Consider the following 19,723-nt stretch of genomic DNA (forward strand, 5'->3'; position numbering starts at 1 on the left):
GAGAATGCAGGAAAATCGATCAGTGACTGTGCCCGCGCCTGAGCGGGTTGAGAAATCAACGGCAGCCGTGCAGGCACTCATGCGTCAGCTGCTGGAAATGTATGATGCTAAAACGCTGGCAAACCAGCTGGTGGCCCATGGCGAGAGCCACTGGAGCCCGGCGATACTCAAGCGGCTGCTGATAAGCGACAGGGCAGGGCACCGCCTGAGCGACGGTGAGTTCCGCTATCTGCAAAATTTGCTGCCGCGTCCGCCTGCTGCGCATCCAAATTATGCCTTTCGCTTTATCGATCTCTTTGCCGGTATCGGCGGCATTCGCCATGGCTTTGAAACTATTGGCGGGCAGTGTGTATTCACCAGTGAATGGAACAAACATGCCGTCCGTACCTATAAAGCCAACTGGTATTGCGATCCCGACGCGCACCAGTTCAACGCGGATATTCGGGATGTCACGCTGAGCCACAAAACCGGCGTCAGCGATGAAGAGGCCGCCGAACACATTCGCAATACTATTCCGGCGCACGATGTGCTGCTGGCGGGCTTTCCGTGTCAGCCGTTCTCGCTGGCTGGCGTGTCGAAGAAGAACGCGCTGGGACGCGCACACGGCTTTGCCTGCGATACGCAGGGCACACTGTTCTTTGATGTTGCCCGGATCATTGATGCCCGCCGCCCGGCAATTTTTGTGCTGGAGAACGTCAAGAATTTAAAGAGTCATGACGGCGGCAAAACCTTCCGCATTATCATGCAAACGCTGGATGAACTGGGTTATGACGTGGCGGATGCAGAGGACATGGGGCCGGACGATCCGAAAATTATCGACGGCAAACACTTCCTGCCGCAGCACCGCGAACGCATCGTGCTGGTGGGCTTCCGCCGCGATCTCAATCTGAAAGGCGATTTTACGCTGCGTGATTTGCCCTCGCTGTATCCGGCGCGCCGCCCGACGGTGGCCGATCTGCTGGAGCCCGCCGTCGATGCGAAATTCATTCTGACCCCGGTGCTGTGGAAATACCTCTATCGCTATGCCAAAAAGCATCAGGCCAAAGGCAATGGCTTTGGGTTTGGCATGGTCAATCCGCTTAATCCTGACAGCGTGACGCGTACGCTGTCGGCGCGCTATTACAAAGATGGTGCGGAAATTCTTATCGATCGCGGCTGGGATAAGGCGCTGGGCGAAAAAGATTTTGACGATCCCCAGAACCAACAGCACCGACCGCGGCGCTTAACGCCGCGCGAGTGCGCCCGCTTAATGGGCTTTGAGACGCCGCAGGGCTACAGTTTTCGCATCCCGGTGTCGGATACCCAGGCCTATCGTCAGTTTGGCAACTCGGTGGTGGTGCCAGCCTTTGCCGCGGTAGCTAAACTGCTGGCCTCACGCATCAGCAAGGCCGTTCAGCTTCGTCAGAGCGAGGCCGTCAATGGCGGACGTTCACAATAAGGCCACGCGCAGTAAAAACATGCGTGCCATCGGCACGCGTGATACCGCGATTGAAAAACGGATCGCGGGCCTTCTGACCGCCGCCGGGTTTGAATTCAGGGTTCAGGATGCCACGCTTGCCGGGCGTCCTGATTTCGTCATCGACGCGTACCAGTGCATCATCTTTACCCACGGCTGTTTCTGGCATCATCACGACTGCTATCTGTTTAAAGTCCCGGCGACACGCACCGACTTCTGGCTGGAGAAGATTGGCAGGAACGTCGAGCGTGATAAACGCGATGTTTCGCAGCTTTACGCTCAGGGCTGGCGGGTGCTGATTGTCTGGGAGTGCGCGCTGCGCGGAAGAATGAAGCTGAATGACGTGGAACTGACGGAGCGGCTGGAAGAGTGGATCTGCGGCGGCGGTCAGGCCGCGCAGATCGATACCCAGGGCATTCACCCGATCACGGTTTCTCCACCTCACACCTCGTGACAATCGGTTTCGCGGGCAGCAAATATTTACCCAGCGTGACCAGTACCACGGCAAAGACAATCACACCCAGCGCCAGCCATTCAATCGTCGACAGCACTTCGCCCGCAAAACCGGTACCCAGCAGCACGGCAACCACCGGGTTAACGTAGGCGTAGCTGGTGGCAACCGCCGGTGAGACGTTGCGAATCAGGTACATATAGGCGTTGATGGCGATAATCGAGCCAAACAGCGCCAGATACCCGACGGCCAGGAAACCTGAAAGGTCTGGCATCGCCGTCAGTTTTTCACCCGTCAACGCGGAGGCCATCAGCAGCACAATGCCCGCCGCGAGCATCTCAATCGCACCTGCCATCATCCCGGAGGGCAGCTCGATGCGTGAACCGTAGACCGAGCCGAAGGCCCAGCTCATGGAGCCGATCATGATCAGAACGGCAGCCCAGGGGTTCCCGCTCAGGTTACCGCCGCTGTTCAGCAGGATGATACCCACAAGCCCAATCGCGATGCCCAGCCATTCGAGCTTACGGGTGCGGATCCCGAAGAGGCGACTAAAGCAGAGCGTAAACAGCGGCACGGTTGCGACGACCACTGCGGCGATGCCCGACGGCACGTTCTGGTGTTCGGCGACGGTTACCGCGCCATTGCCCACCGCCAGCAGCAGCAGGCCAATCAGGGCGGCGTTAAGCAGGGGACGCAGCGGCGGTAGTCTGTGGCCGCGCAGCAATAAAAACGCCATCAGCAGCACGCCGGCCGTAAGGAAACGAATACCGGCCATCATCAGCGGGGGCCAGCTTTCCACGCCTATACGAATGACAAAATAGGTGGACCCCCAGATGATATACAGGGAAAAGAGTGCTCCAATGAGCGGTAATAAATGCCGGAAACGCATAGTCCCTCACGACGAAATAAAAAGTTCGCTCATAGTTAACGCCAAAACTATCAGCCTGGCGAGTGCTTTAATTGTGTTGTTGATGTGAAATTTTTGTTGACGCGAGGTGCCAGTTTCCGGGCGGTGAGTTTTGTTCCATACTATTCACTTAATTAGCAAAAAAAGAAGGAAAGAGATTTTGGCAGGAAGTAGCTTATTAACATTACTGGACGACATCGCCACCTTGCTGGATGACATTTCGGTTATGGGAAAACTGGCGGCGAAAAAGACCGCCGGGGTACTGGGAGATGATTTGTCGCTTAACGCGCAGCAGGTCAGCGGCGTGCGGGCGAACCGTGAGTTGCCGGTGGTGTGGGGCGTTGCGAAAGGGTCCTTTATTAACAAGGTGATCCTCGTTCCGCTGGCGCTGCTGATTAGCGCCTTTATACCCTGGGCCATTACGCCCCTGCTGATGATTGGCGGGGCGTTCCTGTGCTTCGAGGGTGCCGAAAAAGTGTTGCATATGTTCGCTGCACGCAAAGAGAAAGACACCCCGGAAATGCGCCAGCAGCGTCTGGAAGCGCTGGCCGCACAGGATCCAAAAACGTTTGAACGCGATAAGGTCAAAGGCGCGATCCGCACGGACTTCATCCTCTCAGCCGAGATTGTGGCGATTACGCTGGGGATCGTCTCAGATGCCCCTCTGATGAACCAGGTGCTGATCCTGTCCGGCATTGCGATCCTCGTGACGATAGGGGTTTATGGCCTGGTCGGGCTGATCGTCAAGCTGGACGATATCGGCTTCTGGCTGGAAAAAAAATCCAGCGCAATTGCGCGCGGCATTGGGAAAAGCCTGCTGGTGCTGGCGCCGTGGCTGATGAAAACCTTGTCGGTGGTGGGAACCCTGGCGATGTTCCTGGTCGGCGGCGGAATTATCGTGCACGGTGTTGCTTCGCTGCATCACATGATTGAACATTTTGCGTCAGGCCAGGGAGCGGTAGTTGCTGCGATCCTGCCCACACTGCTTAACCTCGTACTGGGCTTTATCGTCGGTCTGATTGTGGTAGCCGTTGTTAAGCTGCTTGAAAAAGTACGCGGGAAATCGCATTAATTATTGCTGACCCCGGATGCAAAAAGACTATTCCTCGTCTAAATTGAAAACGTTTCACCCTGATACAGGAGGCAGGTATGGTCTTTTTGATCAGTGATGAAGTTAAGCCCAAAAATGGTGGTCCAGGTATGATCGTCACCGGGTATTCCAGCGGAATGGTGGAGTGTCGGTGGCATGATGGATACGGCATTAAGCGGGAGGCTTTTCGCGAAGACGAGCTTCAGCCTGCTAATAAAAGGCAAAAACGCGACAAGGCTTAATCACACAACGCCCGGCCTTGCCGGGCGTTTTTACTGGCAGAAGACTTATCATATCGGATGGTGAGCGACAATCAGGGAGTGTGTGTGCAGCACGATACCTTTGTTGTAAAACAATCTTTTTTGCAGTGGCTGCATAAGCGTAGCAATCCCCGTTTGATTGTTAACTTCTGTTTTATCGTTGTCCTGATCTTTTCCACCCTCCTGACCTGGCGCGAAGTTGTGGTACTGGAAGATGCTTATATCTCCAGCCAGCGTAACCATCTGGAAACGGTTGCCAGTGTGCTGGACAGACAGCTTCAGTTCAGCGTCGATAAGATATTGTTTTTTCGCCACAGCATGCGTGATGCGCTGGAAACGCCGCTGGCGTTTGGCGTGCTGCATGATGCGGTAAAGCGTTTTGCGCATTTGCGCACGTCCCCCAGCTGGCAAATTGCGGTTGATAAACAGCGCACGTTACCGATCAACGGTGTTTCGGATGCCTTCGTTGAAAAGACGACCCTTCTGAACCGTGATGATGAGTACCTTGATAATGAACTGTCCGCCGCGCTTGAAGTGGGGTATTTGCTGCGTCTGGCATCCAGCCCTTCCCGCAACGAAGAGCGCGTGATTTATGTCTCTCGCGCCGGATTCTTTCTGGAAACGGATACGCCGGGAAATTCCAGCGATATCGTGCAGCGCTATTACCATCTGGTCACTCAGCCCTGGTTTACCCAACAGTCCGAGCGTGAAAACCGTGCGCGTGCCGTGCGCTGGTTTATCTCGCCGCCTTCCACCTTTGTCGGCAAAAAGCCGCTGATCACCGCCAGCGTGCCGGTTTATTACAATCACGTCTGGTATGGCGTGGTGGCGATGGATTTCACCTTTGCCACCCTGCGTCGCCTGCTGGTGGAAGCCGTGGGCGATAACCCGGAAGGGGAATACCAACTGTATGGCAGTCGGCTTACTCAGCTTGCAACGTCTGAATCAACTGCTGCGGACGTTAATCATTTTGACGCGCGCGAATTAGCGCAGATAGCGCACGCGATAGAATCGGATTCCGAAGGCGGCATTCGCCTGGGGAGTCGTTTTGTGAGCTGGGAGCGTCTCGACCATTTTGATGGCATCGTCCTGCGCGTGCACACCCTGGATGAAGGGGTGCGCGGTGATTTCGGCAGCATCAGCATTGTGCTGGCATTGCTTTGGGCGCTGTTCACCGCGATGCTGCTCATCTCATGGCTGGTGATCCGGCGCATGGTCAGTAATATGTATTCGATGCAGAACTCGCTGCAATGGCAGGCCTGGCACGACCCTCTGACCCGGCTGAATAATCGTGGGTCGCTGTTCGAGCAGGCGAAAATGCTGGCGAAGCAGTGTGAACAGCAGTCGCTGCCTTTCTCGGTCATTCAGATCGATCTTGATTGCTTCAAGAGCATCAATGATCGGTTCGGGCATCAGGCGGGTGATAAGGTGTTGTCCCATGCCGCGGGTCTGATTGCCAGCACCCTCCGGACTAAAGATATTGCCGGACGCGTCGGGGGCGAAGAGTTCTGTGTGGTGCTGCCGGGCATGACGCTTGAAGAGGCGGCGGAAGTCGCAGAGCAGATCCGCGAGCGTATCGACAGCAAAGAGATCCTGATTAAGAAAAGTACCACCCTGCGCGTAAGTGCGTCGTTTGGCGTCTCTGGCGCGCAGGAGAAGGGCAATTATCACTTCGAAAATCTGCAATCCACCGCCGATGCGCGTCTGTATGAGGCGAAACAGCGCGGGCGTAACCGGGTCATCTGGCAGGATCACGTCAAAAAGTAATCAAGCCCCTCGCACCAGCCGGTCGGCCCGGTGTGCTGAGTGTGATAAACCCGGGCGGGATCGTTGTTCTTAAGGCTGACGCCCTCCCGGTTGAAGCCTTTCACCACGACGGCAAAGCCTACGCTGTCCAGCAGCGGGGCATCATTCGGGCCGTCGCCCAGGCCCAGCGTCGTCGGTTCGGAACCCTCGTGCAGGCGATACTGGTCCACAAGCCAGTGAACCGCCACGTCTTTGCCGCAGCAGGTATCCAGGATATGCCAGAAGCGTGCTCCCTGGACAATCTTCAGCCCCTGCCGGGCGAGTTCGGCGGCAAAGCGTTCCATTTGTTCATCACTGTCACGCCAGATCAGCGTCACGGAAGCCTCGTGTTTACGCGCAAGCACTGAGCGGGGACGACTCAGCCCAGTCCATTCGGCGACCACGCGCTCGTCCACGTCATCGAAGGTGGTGAATTTAAGATGCATCTCCTGGCGTACCCGGGCAATACACTGCCGGATATCGTCATGCTTCTTTTCTGAGATGAACCGTGCGGCGTTTTCCCACCGTACGTCAGGCTGGATCACCGCGCCGTTTTCCGCAATATAGGGCAACCCGCCAAGCCCCAGCTCCTGCTGGATGTCATCCATCTCGGACGCGGTTTTGCTGCTGCACAGAATGACCGGTACCTGTTCATCCATTAACTTTTCCAGCCAGGGGGCCGCAGGCTGCCAGTCGAGTGTGTGAAAATCTAACAGCGTGCCGTCGAGGTCGGTAAAAACAAGCAGAGTCTCCTCAAACGAAGGCATAACGTCTCCCGGGTGATGATTTCACCTAAGATAAATCTTAAAAAAACAGGCATTGACGCGCCGTTGAAGTGGAAACGATCCCGACAAACCCACAGGCGGCGCATGTTTATACTCATAACCAAAATTCACATGTATAAAATATAATATTCGCTAAGAGAATATATGCTTGTAAGACTATTCCGTTGGGGATAATGTCTTACCTGCATCAGATTTCCTGGTGTAACGAATTTACAAGTGCTTCTTGCATAAGCAAGTTTGATCCCGGTCATCCCCATGACCGGGATTTTTTTCGCCTTAGCGGTTCGTCTCCGAGACGCTAAAGTCATGGATATCCAGCTCGAATGCTTCAGCCAGTTCACGGTAGGTATGGTAATCCCTACCATTGACCACGACACGGTCGGAATTATCCTCCGCGCGATGAACTTCGGACTCACTGATTTCATTGATGGCGGCAAGCAGGGCATCGACATCCACTTCAACCTCACGCTTAATGGTGTCGCTGTACTCTTTGTCGGTCTTCATGGCGGGTTCCTCATTTAATCGTCTCAACAGTTAAGTATAGACCGCACACAAAAACGCCATTCGCGCCAGGTGGCGATGCCAGGCAATGCAATTTGTTCTACACTGGCTCAAAACCACAGGAGGAATGTATGAAGGTCAACGATCGGGTAACCGTCAAAACGGACGGTGGGCCGCGCCGCCCGGGCGTGGTGCTGGCTATAGAAGAGTTTAATGAAGGCACAATGTATCTGGTGTCGCTGGAAGATTACCCGCTCGGCATCTGGTTCTTCAACGAACTGGGGCACCCGGATGGGATCTTTGTGGAAACGGCGGAATAGGGCGGCGTCGGGGTGTCTTCTCCCCGGCTCCGGCTACTGAAAAGCAAAATCTCTGGCCAGGCCAGAGATCAAGGTAGGGTACAACATGGCCGTGCAAATTAGCGCATATTAACGAAAATCCCATTCGTCACATTATCTGTCAGGCGTACGACATGGTATATGACTTGCTTATTATGCGTTTTAATTTTCCTTTTAATATTTCCTTTGTGTGACGATACTGTTTTTGCCTTGATATTCATCTGGTCTGAGATCTGAATTGTCCCTTGTCCAGCCATCCACATTCTTAGCATACTTGATTCAGTTCTGCTTAATGATAGGGTGGGTAAGTTAACCGCCCCTACATTCTTAACTTCTTTATTCAAATAATCGCCCAGGATATCATCAAGCGACTCTGGTTTAATCGATTTCGAACTGATTAATAAGTTTTTACGCACCAACAAATACTCATCGAAATGAATATTGGCGATCGCCATAAAAACAATAAACAGGGTCTTAGGATGCTGATTAATGATCTGCTTAATGTGCTGACTGTTAGCGGGGTCGTGAATGAAACAGTCCTCATTAATAAACACCACGCCGGGCTTGTGGGCGTCACAAGCGGCTGCGAGTTCTTCAACGGTGTGTGCATCGTTGATGTCTCTCTTTCTTACCCCTCTGCTTGCTAAGTACCCGGTTAACCCTAGCCGGGTGTAGCTGCATAAATCCATAATGATCGTTGACATGGCATACCCTCACTCAATGCGTAACGATAATTCACCACCTGCCTGAGAGCTCATAAACAGCCATACGGGATGGAAAAAATCTAATAAAACCTGTGAGCATGACAAAGACTTTCAGGCGAACTCACTATCCCGTAAAGTTACGTATAATTTGCCAGGAATCATCTTAAAGTAAAGTAAATATTAAGTATTGTGAGGTGGTTAGAAACATTTAAACCGCGTCAGATATATCCTGGTAGATGTTTTTCGAGATTATTTTTAGGAATATCCTCAGAAAGACATTGCAAACACTGCGGGTTATTATTTGCGTGGAAGTTCGCTGACAATATCCGCTAACAGATTGAATATCTCGCTGAATAAATGCTCGCAGAAGGGGGCGATAAGTGGCATCAATAATGACATTAATAAAAGGCCAACCGTCAAAGTCACCGGAAAGCCGATGACGAATACCGACAGCTGCGGAGCCATTCGGTTGAGTAAACCTAATGCGAGGTTAACGGTGAGCAGCAGGGTAATGATCGGCAGCGCCAGCATCAGCCCGTTGAGGAAGATCAGCCCGGCAGCCCGCACCAGCGCCAGAAACGCGTTGCTGTTTACCGGGTTGTCGCCAATCGGCAGCGTGTGGAAGGTGTCCACCAGCATCGAGATGAGCCACAGGTGGCCGTTGAACGAGAGAAACAACAGCATCGCCAGCAGGTCGATAATACGCGCCAGCACGGGCATATTCAGGTGGCTGCCCGGGTCAACGAACGTCGCGAAAGACAGGCCCATCTGCAAACCGATAAGTTCACCCGCCGTTCGTACCGCGGCGAAGGCGAGCTGCATCGTAAACCCGACCGCCACGCCAATCATCACCTGTTGCAGGGCAATCCAGATCGCATTCGGGGAAAAGATCGGGATATCCACCGCTGGCAGGGTAGGGGCAACGATAATGGTGATAACGATGCCCAGCCCAATTTTGACGCGTTTAGGCACCGACTTTTCACTGAGTATGGGGGCGGTGGAGATCAGCGCCATGATGCGCAGCATCGGCCAGAAATAGATCCCGAGCCACTGAACAAACTGATCGCTGGTGAAATGCAGCATCGTCCGTCAGCCGATGATGTAAGGCAGATTGGTGAACAGGTTGCGCATATAGTCCAGCAGCAAATTGAGCATCCATGGCCCGGCAACGATAATCGCCACGAAGACGGCAATGATCTTCGGGATGAACGACAGGGTCATTTCGTTAATCTGCGTGGCGGCCTGGAGAATACTGATAATCAGACCGGTGACCAGCGCAACCAGCAGCAGGGGCGCGGCGACGGCAATCGCGACTTTCATCGCCTCCGTGCCCATCATCATGACCGACTCAGGCGTCATTGCGCGCTCCTCAACTGTAGAAACTCTGCGCCAGCGAGCTGACCAGCAGCTGCCAACCGTCGACCAGCACGAACAGCATGATCTTAAAGGGCAGGGCAATGGTTGCGGGTGGGACCATCATCATCCCGAGCGCCATCAGGACGCTGGCGATCACCAGGTCAATAATCAGGAACGGAATGAAAATGGTGAAGCCAATCTGGAACGCCGTTTTGAGCTCACTGGTCACATACGCCGGGAGCAGAATGCGCATCGGCACCGCTTCCGGCCCCTGTAACTCACCCGTGTTAGCGAGACGGGCAAACAGGGCCAGATCCGCTTCGCGCGTCTGGCGAAGCATAAATTCACGTAATGGCTGCGCGCCCTTTTCCAGGGCAACCTGCATGGAAATTTTATCTTCGCTGAACGGCTGGTAGGCCTCGGTGTAAATCTTGTCGATAACCGGCGACATAATGAAAAAGGTCAGGAACAGGGCTAAACCCAGCAGCACCTGATTGGGCGGCGCGGACGGCGTGCCGAGCGCGTTGCGCAGCAGGCCAAACACAATGATGATGCGGGTGAAGCTGGTCATCATTAGCAGGATCGCCGGGATAAAGGTCAGCGAGGTGATGAATACCAGCGTCTGCACGGACAGGGACCAGCTTTGTCCACCGTTCGCCAGCGGCGTGGAAACCAGCCCCGGCAGTTGCGCATACACAGAGGGCGCGAACAGGCCCAGGCCTGTCAGCGTAAGGAATAACAAACGGCGCATCAGGATCTCCCGGGACGCTTGAGCAAACTCTTCATTACGGACTGGAAATCCGCAGGGGCCTGGGCGTTAGCCTCCACCGTGACAGGCGCAGGGGGGAGCGTGTGAAGGACGTTAATGCTGGAGGCGGTCACGCCCAGCACCAGTCGTGCATCTTCCACCTCCACAATGACCACGCGCTCGCGCGGTCCTAGCGGTGTGCTGGCGCTGACCTTCAACCCGCGGGTACCGGCCGTTTTCCCCGCCAGACCGAAACGCTTTGCCAGCCAGGCGGCGATAAGGATAAAGGCAATAATACCGAACAGCGCGCCGCTCACCTGGAGCAGCGGTGAGCCGGGTACGGCGGAGGGCGCGGACAGTGTTGCCTGGGTTTTCATACTTAACGACTCAGACGACGCATGCGTTCGGAAGGGGTAATGATGTCGGTGATACGTACGCCGTATTTATCGGCCACCACCACTACTTCGCCCTGTGCAATCAGGTAGCCGTTGATCAGAATATCCAGCGGCTCACCCGCTAAACCGTCAAGCGCCACCACGGAACCCTGCGTCAGGCGCAGCAGCTCTTTAATGGTCATGCGGGTGCGACCCAGCTCAACGGTCAGCTTGACCGGAATGTCCATAATCAGGTCGATGTCCTGCAACGTGCCGCTGACGTCGCCGCCGCCTAACTGCTGAAAGACCGCGTCTGCCGCGCTTTTCGTCGGCGTCGTTTTCTGCTCGTTTAACGCGTCAGCCCACAGATCGTCCAGTGCTCCGCTGTTTTCATCGGACGGATTGTTCATGTCACTCATTTGGGCTGTTCCTCATTCAGCGAATTCAAAATCGGGTTGATCAAGTGCTCAACGCGTAACGCATACTGGCCGTTAATCGTGCCGTACTGGCTTGTCAGCACGGGTACGCCATCCACATGGGCAATAATGCGGTCAGGTTTATCTATCGGCAAAACGTCGCCGGGTTGTAATTTCAGGATCTGCGATAACCGCATGGAGATGTCGGCGAAGTTGGCCACCAGCTCCAGCTGCGAATGCTGCACCTGACGCACCAGGTTTTCACGCCAGTTCTGATCTTCGTGACGTGAGTTCTCCAGCGGCGGGTTCACCAGCAGTTCGCGCAGCGGTTCAATCATGCTGAACGGCAGGCAGATGTTGAACTCGCCCGTCAGGTTGCCGATCTCGACGTGGAACGGGGTGTTCACGACGATGTCATTCGGGGAGGTGGTGATGTTGGTAAACTTCACCTGCATCTCGGAACGCACGTACTCGACTTCCAGCGGGTTAATCGCTTTCCACGCGTCGCTGTAGGATTCCAGCGCCAGCTTCAGCATGCGGTTAATCACACGCTGTTCGGTATGGGTAAACTCGCGGCCTTCCACTTTGGTCGGGAAACGGCCATCGCCACCGAACAGGTTATCCACCGCGATGAACACCAGGCTTGGCGAGAACACAACCAGGCCGGTACCGCGCAGCGGTTTCAGATGGATCAGGTTAAGGTTGGTTGGCACCGGCAGGTTGCGGGCAAACTCATGATACGGCTGAATGCGGATCGCACCGACGGTGATATCCGGGCTACGACGCAGCAGGTTAAACAACCCCATACGGAACTGACGTGCGAAACGTTCGTTGATGATCTCCAGCGCCTGTAAACGCTCGCGCACCACGCGACGCTGGGTATTGGGATCGTAGGGACGAATATTATCATCGCCGGTCAGACCCGGCTTCGGTTCGTCACTTTTATCGCTGTCGCCGTTGAGCAGCGCATCGATTTCTGCCTGAGAAAGAATACTGTCGCCCATGTCGTTACCGCAGAATGAAGGCTGTATACAGAACGTCAGTGACTTCCTGCTTAGGTTGGCCGTTTACCAGCGGGGTCGCCAGCGTCTGTTTAATGGCATCGACCAGCTTTTGCTTGCCCACATCGGTGGCGAGCGCGGAGGCATCCTGACGAGAAAACAGCAGCAGCAGACGGCTACGCACTTCTGGCAGGTAGTCGTTCAGGCGTGCACGGGTCGCTTCATCTTTCAGACGCAGCGTAATACCCACGTAAAGCACGCGATCCGCATCGCCCAGGTTCACGGTGAACGTATCCAGCGGGTAGAAGACCGGCGCCGGTGGAGGCGGCGCTTCAGCTTTGGCGGCCGCGCTGGAGGGTTCTTGCTGCATACGCCAGTAACTGTAGCCTGCGGTGGCGCAGGCCGCGAGGGTAATTAACACCAGCAGCGGGATCCAGATGGAACGCTTGCTTTTTTTGGTGATAGCGGAGTCTGTCATCTGATACGAGCTTCCTGTTTCGGTACAGCTTAATACGGTGATTATCCCGTGTCCGGCTTAGGTCAAAGCGTGGAAAAGACGGGGATAATCACGTTACCTCTGGCGTTTAGGCAAAGATGTCTACGGCACGGCTGCCGCGCGCGGCGGATTGCAGGGCGGCAGGGGCAGGCAATAACTCTTCACTCTCATCGTTAAACCCGCCATGCTGGCCGGAACGCGAAGTGTGCTGTTGCTGCCCGGATGAGGACTGCTGTTGCCCGGCAAAGCCCTCGCTGCTGACGCTGCTTTGGGAAAGCTGAATGCCGTTTTCCGCAAGCTGCGTGCGCAGGATCGGCAGGGCCGCTTCCAGCGCCGCGCGGACGTGGCTGTGGGGCGAAACCATCTGCAACTGCGCCTGGTTGTCATCCAGCTTAAGCGAAATTTGCACCTGACCCAGATCTTCCGGGTGCAGACGCAGCTCTGCGGTCTGCTGTCCCTGCTTTGTGAACAGGGTGATGTGCTGGCTCAGATTCTGCTGCCATTCGTGCGTGCCCAGCGGCTGGCTTAACACCGGCGCTGTCGCAACGGTAGCGGCAGGCTGTGAAGGCGCCAGGTGACTGACGATCGGTGCCAGCGTCGCGGTTGGGCTGGCGGCAGACGACGCCGCGCTCGCTACGTCCTGCTTCTCTGCGACGGCGGCGACGGCTGGCGTAACGGCTGCCGTGGCGGGCAACGATGTGTCGCTGTCCTGAACCGGCATTTTTTCCTGACCCGTTAACGCATGGCTAAGCGGCTGATGCTGGCCGTTGTCCGTCTGGGCTAGCGCAGAGGGGAGGGCGGCACGGGGGGCGATCTCCCCGGTGCTCGCAGGCTGCGTCGCTACCGGGATGGTGGTCTGCTGGTGCGGTAACATCGCCATCAGCGCGCTTAACCCGGCCAGCTCCTCTTCTTCAGTCGTGGTCTCGCTGTTTGTTTTCGCCTCCGGCTGGGTCAGCGCCTTCAGCGCATCCGTATTCGCGGCGGGTTTCAGGCCGGAGACGAGGCTTTGCAGGGAGACGGCGGTATCTTCACCAGTCAGGGTCTCCTGACGGGAGAGCAGCTCGGCGATTTTGGCCTGGAGCGTGGTATCACCGTTTTTTTCCTTTGCCGCTGTCGACAGCTTGCTGCCCGCCGCTTTCAGGTCCGCCAGCGTCAGCGGGGCATCTTTGCCTTTGCCGGTGGTTTCGGTCAACGCGCCCGCCAGCAGAGAGAGAAAATCTTGCGCGCCCTCAGCGCCTTTCCCGGTCAGCGTGCCGCCGGACGGGTCGCTGTCGGTCATCAGCAGTTGTTGCAGTGTGATCATTCTGGTTTCCTCATTGATGCGCGCTGGGCAAACTCATCCATTTTTTTCTGATCCAGACGGTTTTCCGCCAGGGTCGAGGCTGCAATCTGCCGGTCCTGTAAGGTTTGCCAGGCCTGCAACCGCTGTTTTTTCTCGCGCCAGAAATTCAGCGCGGTATCGACTTTTTGCGTCCACTGGTTAAGCTGCTGGCGATGCTGCTCAATCGCCTTTTCCAGCGTCTGGATAAACTGCTGATAGTTAATCCAGCGCTGGCTACCAATGCCCTGCGTCATGTCGGTGTTAAGGTTGGTGCGATATTCATGCTGATAGTCGATTAACATCTTCAACTGTTCTTCAGCCTGCTGGCACCCGCGTCGCATTGCGCCAAGCTGCAATGCGGCATCATCAACTTCTTTTTCAGCCAGATCTTTCAGCGTTGATAACGCGCTGTTCTGCGCCATGACCTTCGCCCTCCACCTGTGTTACACCTGCGGGAAAATCAGCTCCAGTGCCTGGAGGGAATCTTCCCAGTCGGCGCGTTCAAAAATACCCTGTTGCAGAAATGCCTCCAGCTGCGGCCACAGGGCAATCGCTTTATCGAGCATCGGGTCGCTGCCTTTGGCGTACGCCCCGACGCTTACCAGATCGCGGTTGCGCTGGAAGCTGGAGAGCAGTTGTTTGAAGTTACGCACGCGGGCGTAGTGTTGCTCGGTGATCAAGGCCGTCATCGCACGGCTGATCGAGGCTTCAATATCAATTGCCGGATAGTGCCCGGCTTCGGCCAGACGGCGCGACAGCACGATATGGCCGTCGAGGATCGCGCGCGCGGAGTCGGCAATCGGGTCCTGCTGGTCATCGCCTTCGGTCAGTACCGTATAGAACGCGGTGATGGAGCCGCCGCCGCTGATGCCGTTCCCCGCGCGCTCAACCAACGCCGGGAGCTTGGCGAAGACCGACGGCGGGTAGCCTTTGGTCGCGGGCGGCTCGCCGATGGCCAGCGCAATCTCACGCTGCGCCATCGCGTAGCGGGTCAGGGAGTCCATAATCAGCAGCACGTGCTGGCCCCGGTCGCGGAAATCTTCCGCAATACGCGTGGCGTAGGCGGCACCCTGCATACGCAGTAGCGGCGACACGTCCGCAGGCGCGGCGATCACCACCGAGCGGGCGCGGCCCTCCGCACCCAGAATGTTTTCGATGAAATCTTTGACTTCGCGACCACGCTCACCAATCAGGCCAACCACGATAACGTCCGCCTGGGTATAACGCGCCATCATGCCGAGCAGGACCGATTTACCCACGCCGGAGCCGGCAAACAGCCCCATACGCTGGCCGCGTCCCACGGTGAGCAGGGCGTTAATCGGCCGCACGCCGGTATCCAGTACGTGCTCGATTGGGGTGCGTTGCAGCGGGTTGAAGGGTTGGGTGATCAGCGCGCCGGTTTCGGTGGTATCAGGGGAGGGCAGGCCATCGAGCGGTTTGCCGCTTCCGTCCAGCACGCGGCCCAGCAGCGCCGGACCGAGCGGAAGCTGTTTGCCGCTTTGCAGGCCGTCACCGCTGATGTTTTTCGCGTAGACGCGGGCGCCGGGCAAAATCCCTTCCACTTCTTCAAGGGGCATCAGAAACAGGCGCTGACCGTTGAACCCGACCACTTCGCTTTCCACTTCACGCGTCTCCCCCCCGTCCTGACGCTCAATCACGCAGGTGGCGCCGAGCGGAAGTTGCAGCCCCGTGGCTTCCAGGACCAGACCGGTGGCGCGCGTCAGGCGTCCATAACGACGAACGGATGGCAGCTGCGCCATCTTCGTTTCAAAATTATCAAGCGTGTTAAGCCATCGCGTAAGGCGAGCGGTCATCAGACGACTCCCGGTGCCGCCAGGCGGCACAGTTCCTGCCAGCGGGTCGCGACGCTGGCATCCAGATCGCCCTCATCCGCCGAGACCTTACAGCCTCCGTGATGGAGCGACGGATCGCCGCGCAGCCGCCAGCCGTGCAGGCTCAGCGTCGCGCCGAGGCTCTCTTCCACGCGCTGCAAATCATCAGGATGAACGCGCAGCTGCGGTTTGCCGCTGAACAGCGGCTCCTGCTGGAGCAGCCCCTGGATCTGCTTAATCAGCGCGGCGTTATCCACTACCGGCGTCTGGCCGATCACCTGACGGGCCGCCTCCAGCGCCATCTGCATCAGGCGCGAGGCAATCACGCTGTCGAGCGCATCCAGCGTGTGCTGAAACTCGCTCACCAGTTGCTGCATGCGGGCATGCAGCGGCGCCTGCTGCTGGCGCGCCTGCTCGATGCCCTGCTCTAAACCTTTCGCCAGCCCTTCCTGATAACCCTGTGCGTGCCCGGTCTGACGGCCTTCGTTCATCCCGGCGTTGAAGCCCTGCTCGTGCGCCTGCATTTGCATCTGGGCCAGCATCTGGGCGCGCTGTTCCTCTTCACTCAGCTCGGGTATGCCCGCCCCGGCGTCGCCCTCGTCGGACGACACAACGGCAGGGGTGAACTCTGCGGTGGGAGGGGAGAGGTCGTCAGGCGTCCAGCGCTTCCACGACAGTTCATCAGACATAGGTGTCGTCTCCGCTGCCAATCACCATCTCGCCGGTTTCTGCCAGACGACGAACAATAAGCAGGATCGCTTTCTGTTCGTTTTCCACCTGAGACAAACGCACCGGGCCACGGTTGGCCAGGTCGTCGCGCAGGATATCGGCCGCACGCTGGGACATGTTGCGCAGGAATTTCTCGCGCAGCGGCTGCTCGGCGCCTTTGAGGGCGATAAGCAGCGATTCGGAGTCCACCTCCTGAAGCAGGCGCTGGATACTGCGGTCGTCCACTTCGACCAGGTTTTCGAACAGGAACATCTCGTCGATAATTTTCTGCGCCAGCTCGCCGTCGAACTCGCGTACCGCCGTAATAACCGCCTCTTCCTGCTGCGTTTTCATCAGGTTGATGATTTCCGCTGCCGTTCTCACGCCGCCCATTTTGCTGCGCTTGAGGTTCTGGCCGTCGAGCAGGTTGTTCAGCACTTCGGTCAGCTCCGCCAGCGCGGCTGGCTGGACGCCGCCGAAGGTGGCGATACGCAGCATTACGTCGTGGCGCAGACGCTCGTCGAACAGCGCCAGAATATCGGCCGCCTGGCCCCGTTTGAGGTGGACCAGAATGGTGGCGATAATCTGCGGGTGCTCGTCGCGAATAAGATCGGCGGCGCTTTGCGGCTCCATAAAGTTGAGCGTTTCGATCCCGCTGGCGGTGTCGCGCGTTTCGAGAATATCTTCCAGCAGGCTGGCGGCGCGCTCTTCGCCCAGCGCCTTAACCAGCACGGAGCGCAGGTATTCGTTGGCGTTGACGTTGAGCGCGGCAAACTGCTCGGCTTCCTGCTCAAACTCCGCCAGCACTTCTGTCAGCTGCTTGTTGGAGATCTGGCGCACGTTGGCCATCGCCGCGCTGAGGATCTGCACTTCTCGCTGGGAGAGGTGTTTAAACACCTCCGCCGCACGATCTTCGCCAATGGTCATCAGCAGGATGACGCTCTTATCGGTGCCTGTAAGCGTATTACTCATGTTCGTTACCCATCCAACCGCGGATGACCAGCGCGACGACGCGCGGATCGTTATCTGACATTTCGCGAATGCGCTGGCTCATCACCTCTGCGCCCATACGCTGGTTAGCACGGCGCTGCTGCATCTGTTCATCTTTGCTGAGACGAACTTCAACCGCTTCTTCCTCGTCCGGACGCGCGTTCTTCTGTTCCAGCGCGGCTTTCTCGGCTTCAGCACGGCGCTGTAGCTGAGGACGAACGCCCTTACGCCACAGCAGCCACGCGACAATCAGCACCAGCAGCCAGCGGCCTGCGGACATCAGCTGATCGAAGAACGCCTGCTGTTGCCAGAACGGCAGTTCGCCACCGGTCTCATCCACCGGGTTGAACGGTGAGTTCACAACGTTGAGGGTATCGCCACGTTTTTCAGAGAAGCCCATCGCTTCGCGGGTTAAATCTTCGATCTGCTTCATCTGCTCCGCCGTGAGCGGTAGCGGTTTACCGTCCGGCAGCGTTTTGTAGTTCACCACCACGGCAACAGAGAGACGCTGAATATCGCCCGTGTTCAGTTTGGTATGGCGGATAGTCCGGTCGACTTCGTAGTTGGTCGTTTCGTTACGGCTGCTGTTACGCGGGCCGGTACTGTTCGCGGTCGAGGTCGTCTGCTGATTCGTTTGTTGACCGTTCTGCGGGTTTGCCGGCGGGGTGGAGATTGGCGCGGCGTTGGCAGGCGCGGGCTGGTTAGAGAGTGCGCCCGGCACACCGCCTGGATACTGGCCGCCGACCTGTTCCGTCTCATTGATCTGACGCGAGCGTAACACGGCGCGGGAGGCATCCCCGTTCGGAGCGTACTGCTCTTCGGTCTGTTCTTTATTCGAGAAATCAATCTGCGCGGTGACCTGCGCGTGTACGTTGCTGCTGCCGACCACCGGGCCCAGAATCGCTTCGATGCGACGCTGGAGACGGCCTTCCACATCCGCGGCGTATTTCAGCTGAGCGTCGTTGAGATCGCGCCCTGCGGTGTTGGACTGCGTCAGCAGATGACCACTCTGATCCACCAGCGTAACGTTACCCGGCGGCAGGCCGGCCACCGCACTGGAGACCAGGTGCGTGACGGCGCTGATCTGCCCTTCATCCAGCGCACGGCCAGGTTCGAGGTTAACGGTCACAGAGGCCGAAGGGGACTTTTGTTCACGGACAAACAGGGACGGCTTAGGCATCGCCAGGTGCACGCGGGCACTTTTCACCGGGCCTAAGGTTTCAATCGTACGGGCCAGCTCACCTTCCAGTGCGCGCTGATAGTTAACCTGCTCGCTGAACTGACTGATGCCGAATTTTTCCTGATCCAGCAGCTCAAAACCAACCGCGCCGCCTTTTGGCAGCCCCTGCTGGGCGAGACGCAGGCGAAGCTCGTGCACTTTATCTGCCGGTACTTCAAGCGCACCACCGTTATCGGCAAAGCGATACGGGATGTTCATCTGGGTTAACTGGGTGACGATGGCACCGCCATCCTGGTCGGAAAGGTTGCTGTAGAGCGTGCGGTAATCCGGGCTTTTTGCCCATAAGACCATCGCGACAACGATCGCAATGGCGGCAGCGCCTGCCACAATCAACGGGATCTTAGGGTTGGCGCGAAGGCGGTTCATCCACTCGAGTGATTTATTCTGTGGCGCTGTCGATGCTGCTGTCGCACTCATTGCGCACCTCTTAAATCCTGGTGGTTTACGTTATTCGTGTAGAGAAACAAAACTGACTCCCGGGTCGGCAAACACGACAAAAGTTCCATACTGATGGCCCTGCCATTATTTGATGATTCGGGATTTTCTATGCGTCAAATAACCTGGTTTTTTAACGCTATTTACCGCCATTATCTTATTGACAAGCTGTTAGTCTTGACCTCGTAAAAAACCATCCAGGGGAGAGTCATGGCTATACAGGGCATTGAAGGGGTACTCAGTCAGTTACAGGCAACGGCGATGACCGCCCGTAATCAGAGCGTGGCTGACCAGCCGCCGGGCGTTAGCTTCGCCAGTCAACTGCATGCGGCGCTGGACCGGATCAGCGACAAGCAAAACGCAGCCCGTACCCAGGCTGAGAGATTTACCCTTGGCGAACCCGGCGTGGCGCTCAACGATGTGATGGCCGATCTGCAAAAAGCGTCGGTGTCATTGCAGATGGGGTTGCAGGTGCGTAACAAGCTGGTGTCGGCATACCAGGAAGTGATGGGGATGCAGGTTTAATCAA

General features: G+C 56.8%; 23 protein-coding genes and 1 pseudogene. 7 read left to right on the top strand and 17 right to left on the bottom strand.

Annotated features, from left to right (window positions below; translation table 11 throughout):
- The first annotated feature begins 4 nt into the window (after positions 1-4).
- Positions 5-1,438 carry a DNA cytosine methyltransferase gene (locus ACOTYH_RS06155; protein ID WP_126766361.1) on the top strand — a complete coding sequence of 478 codons (1,434 nt, stop codon included), beginning with the start codon at positions 5-7 and terminating at the stop codon, positions 1,436-1,438.
- Positions 1,419-1,910, top strand: coding sequence for a very short patch repair endonuclease (locus ACOTYH_RS06160; RefSeq protein WP_017383335.1), 492 nt, complete (start codon positions 1,419-1,421; stop codon positions 1,908-1,910). Before ACOTYH_RS06155 ends, ACOTYH_RS06160 begins: the two co-directional genes overlap by 20 nt.
- On the opposite strand, the gene yedA is transcribed toward ACOTYH_RS06160, so the two are convergent.
- Positions 1,882-2,796: a drug/metabolite exporter YedA gene (gene yedA, locus ACOTYH_RS06165; protein ID WP_023303927.1), complete on the bottom strand. Its 915-nt coding sequence runs from the start codon at positions 2,794-2,796 to the stop codon at positions 1,882-1,884. The two genes, ACOTYH_RS06160 and yedA, sit on opposite strands and share 29 nt — an antisense overlap.
- 178 nt (positions 2,797-2,974) lie before the next feature.
- On the opposite strand from yedA, the gene ACOTYH_RS06170 reads away from it, so the two are divergent.
- The 3 genes from ACOTYH_RS06170 (at position 2,975) to dgcQ (ending at position 5,931) form a co-directional block, all read left to right on the top strand.
- Complete coding sequence (locus tag ACOTYH_RS06170) at positions 2,975-3,886, top strand: DUF808 domain-containing protein (RefSeq protein WP_421637617.1); 912 nt, start codon at positions 2,975-2,977, stop codon at positions 3,884-3,886.
- Positions 3,887-3,963: 77 nt separating this feature from the next.
- Positions 3,964-4,146 (top strand): YodC family protein, encoded by a 183-nt coding sequence (locus ACOTYH_RS06175; protein ID WP_003859574.1) that lies wholly within the window; start codon positions 3,964-3,966, stop codon positions 4,144-4,146.
- Positions 4,147-4,230: 84 nt separating this feature from the next.
- Positions 4,231-5,931 carry a cellulose biosynthesis regulator diguanylate cyclase DgcQ gene (dgcQ, locus tag ACOTYH_RS06180; RefSeq protein WP_421637618.1) on the top strand — a complete coding sequence of 567 codons (1,701 nt, stop codon included), beginning with the start codon at positions 4,231-4,233 and terminating at the stop codon, positions 5,929-5,931.
- Here the strand turns inward: dgcQ and ACOTYH_RS06185 are convergent.
- Positions 5,916-6,716 (bottom strand): mannosyl-3-phosphoglycerate phosphatase-related protein, encoded by an 801-nt coding sequence (locus tag ACOTYH_RS06185; RefSeq protein ID WP_017383338.1) that lies wholly within the window; start codon positions 6,714-6,716, stop codon positions 5,916-5,918. The two genes, dgcQ and ACOTYH_RS06185, sit on opposite strands and share 16 nt — an antisense overlap.
- Positions 6,717-7,010: 294 nt before the next feature.
- Positions 7,011-7,238: a YodD family peroxide/acid resistance protein gene (gene yodD, locus ACOTYH_RS06190; RefSeq protein WP_017383339.1), complete on the bottom strand. Its 228-nt coding sequence runs from the start codon at positions 7,236-7,238 to the stop codon at positions 7,011-7,013.
- 128 nt (positions 7,239-7,366) lie between these two features.
- On the opposite strand from yodD, the gene dsrB reads away from it, so the two are divergent.
- Entirely contained in the window at positions 7,367-7,555 is a 189-nt protein-coding gene (gene dsrB, locus ACOTYH_RS06195; RefSeq protein WP_003859583.1) for a protein DsrB, read from the top strand.
- 98 nt (positions 7,556-7,653) lie between these two features.
- On the opposite strand, the gene rcsA is transcribed toward dsrB, so the two are convergent.
- The 14 genes and pseudogenes from rcsA to fliF form a co-directional block, all read right to left on the bottom strand.
- A complete protein-coding gene (gene rcsA / locus ACOTYH_RS06200; protein WP_017383340.1) occupies positions 7,654-8,277 on the bottom strand; it encodes a transcriptional regulator RcsA in 624 nt (207 codons plus the stop codon).
- Positions 8,278-8,567: 290 nt separating this feature from the next.
- A pseudogene (gene fliR / locus ACOTYH_RS06205) lies at positions 8,568-9,360 on the bottom strand (flagellar biosynthetic protein FliR); the annotation flags it as partial.
- A 6-nt stretch (positions 9,361-9,366) separates the two neighbouring features.
- Positions 9,367-9,636, bottom strand: a complete 270-nt coding sequence (gene fliQ, locus ACOTYH_RS06210; protein ID WP_003859587.1) for a flagellar biosynthesis protein FliQ — start codon at positions 9,634-9,636, stop codon at positions 9,367-9,369.
- 10 nt (positions 9,637-9,646) lie between these two features.
- A complete protein-coding gene (gene fliP, locus ACOTYH_RS06215) occupies positions 9,647-10,384 on the bottom strand; it encodes a flagellar type III secretion system pore protein FliP (RefSeq protein ID WP_015572437.1) in 738 nt (245 codons plus the stop codon).
- A complete protein-coding gene (fliO, locus tag ACOTYH_RS06220; protein ID WP_015572438.1) occupies positions 10,384-10,758 on the bottom strand; it encodes a flagellar biosynthetic protein FliO in 375 nt (124 codons plus the stop codon). Before fliO ends, fliP begins: the two co-directional genes overlap by 1 nt.
- A gap of 2 nt (positions 10,759-10,760) precedes the next feature.
- The gene (fliN, locus tag ACOTYH_RS06225) at positions 10,761-11,174 is read right to left on the bottom strand and encodes a flagellar motor switch protein FliN (RefSeq protein ID WP_003859592.1); all 414 of its coding nucleotides are present in this window, start codon (positions 11,172-11,174) and stop codon (positions 10,761-10,763) included.
- Entirely contained in the window at positions 11,171-12,175 is a 1,005-nt protein-coding gene (gene fliM / locus ACOTYH_RS06230) for a flagellar motor switch protein FliM (protein WP_003859594.1), read from the bottom strand. Before fliM ends, fliN begins: the two co-directional genes overlap by 4 nt.
- 4 nt (positions 12,176-12,179) lie before the next feature.
- Entirely contained in the window at positions 12,180-12,650 is a 471-nt protein-coding gene (fliL, locus tag ACOTYH_RS06235) for a flagellar basal body-associated protein FliL (protein ID WP_003859598.1), read from the bottom strand.
- Positions 12,651-12,756: 106 nt separating this feature from the next.
- The gene (gene fliK, locus ACOTYH_RS06240; RefSeq protein WP_063660084.1) at positions 12,757-13,971 is read right to left on the bottom strand and encodes a flagellar hook length control protein FliK; all 1,215 of its coding nucleotides are present in this window, start codon (positions 13,969-13,971) and stop codon (positions 12,757-12,759) included.
- Positions 13,968-14,411: a flagellar export protein FliJ gene (gene fliJ / locus ACOTYH_RS06245; RefSeq protein WP_006811155.1), complete on the bottom strand. Its 444-nt coding sequence runs from the start codon at positions 14,409-14,411 to the stop codon at positions 13,968-13,970. The genes fliK and fliJ overlap by 4 nt, the downstream gene beginning before the upstream one ends.
- 21 nt (positions 14,412-14,432) lie before the next feature.
- Positions 14,433-15,803, bottom strand: coding sequence for a flagellar protein export ATPase FliI (gene fliI / locus ACOTYH_RS06250; RefSeq protein WP_017693144.1), 1,371 nt, complete (start codon positions 15,801-15,803; stop codon positions 14,433-14,435).
- Positions 15,803-16,510: a flagellar assembly protein FliH gene (gene fliH / locus ACOTYH_RS06255; protein ID WP_017693145.1), complete on the bottom strand. Its 708-nt coding sequence runs from the start codon at positions 16,508-16,510 to the stop codon at positions 15,803-15,805. The genes fliI and fliH overlap by 1 nt, the downstream gene beginning before the upstream one ends.
- The gene (fliG, locus tag ACOTYH_RS06260; RefSeq protein WP_003859608.1) at positions 16,503-17,501 is read right to left on the bottom strand and encodes a flagellar motor switch protein FliG; all 999 of its coding nucleotides are present in this window, start codon (positions 17,499-17,501) and stop codon (positions 16,503-16,505) included. The genes fliH and fliG overlap by 8 nt, the downstream gene beginning before the upstream one ends.
- Positions 17,494-19,176: a flagellar basal-body MS-ring/collar protein FliF gene (gene fliF / locus ACOTYH_RS06265; RefSeq protein ID WP_017383346.1), complete on the bottom strand. Its 1,683-nt coding sequence runs from the start codon at positions 19,174-19,176 to the stop codon at positions 17,494-17,496. The genes fliG and fliF overlap by 8 nt, the downstream gene beginning before the upstream one ends.
- Before the next feature lie 228 nt (positions 19,177-19,404).
- Here fliF and fliE point away from each other — a divergent pair, with 228 nt between their 5' ends.
- Positions 19,405-19,719 (top strand): flagellar hook-basal body complex protein FliE, encoded by a 315-nt coding sequence (fliE, locus tag ACOTYH_RS06270; RefSeq protein WP_421637619.1) that lies wholly within the window; start codon positions 19,405-19,407, stop codon positions 19,717-19,719.
- Positions 19,720-19,723: the final 4 nt, after the last annotated feature.

It is taken from the genome of Enterobacter cloacae complex sp. SHL001 (genome assembly GCF_049236825.1).
Lineage (GTDB): Bacteria > Pseudomonadota > Gammaproteobacteria > Enterobacterales > Enterobacteriaceae > Enterobacter > Enterobacter hormaechei_C.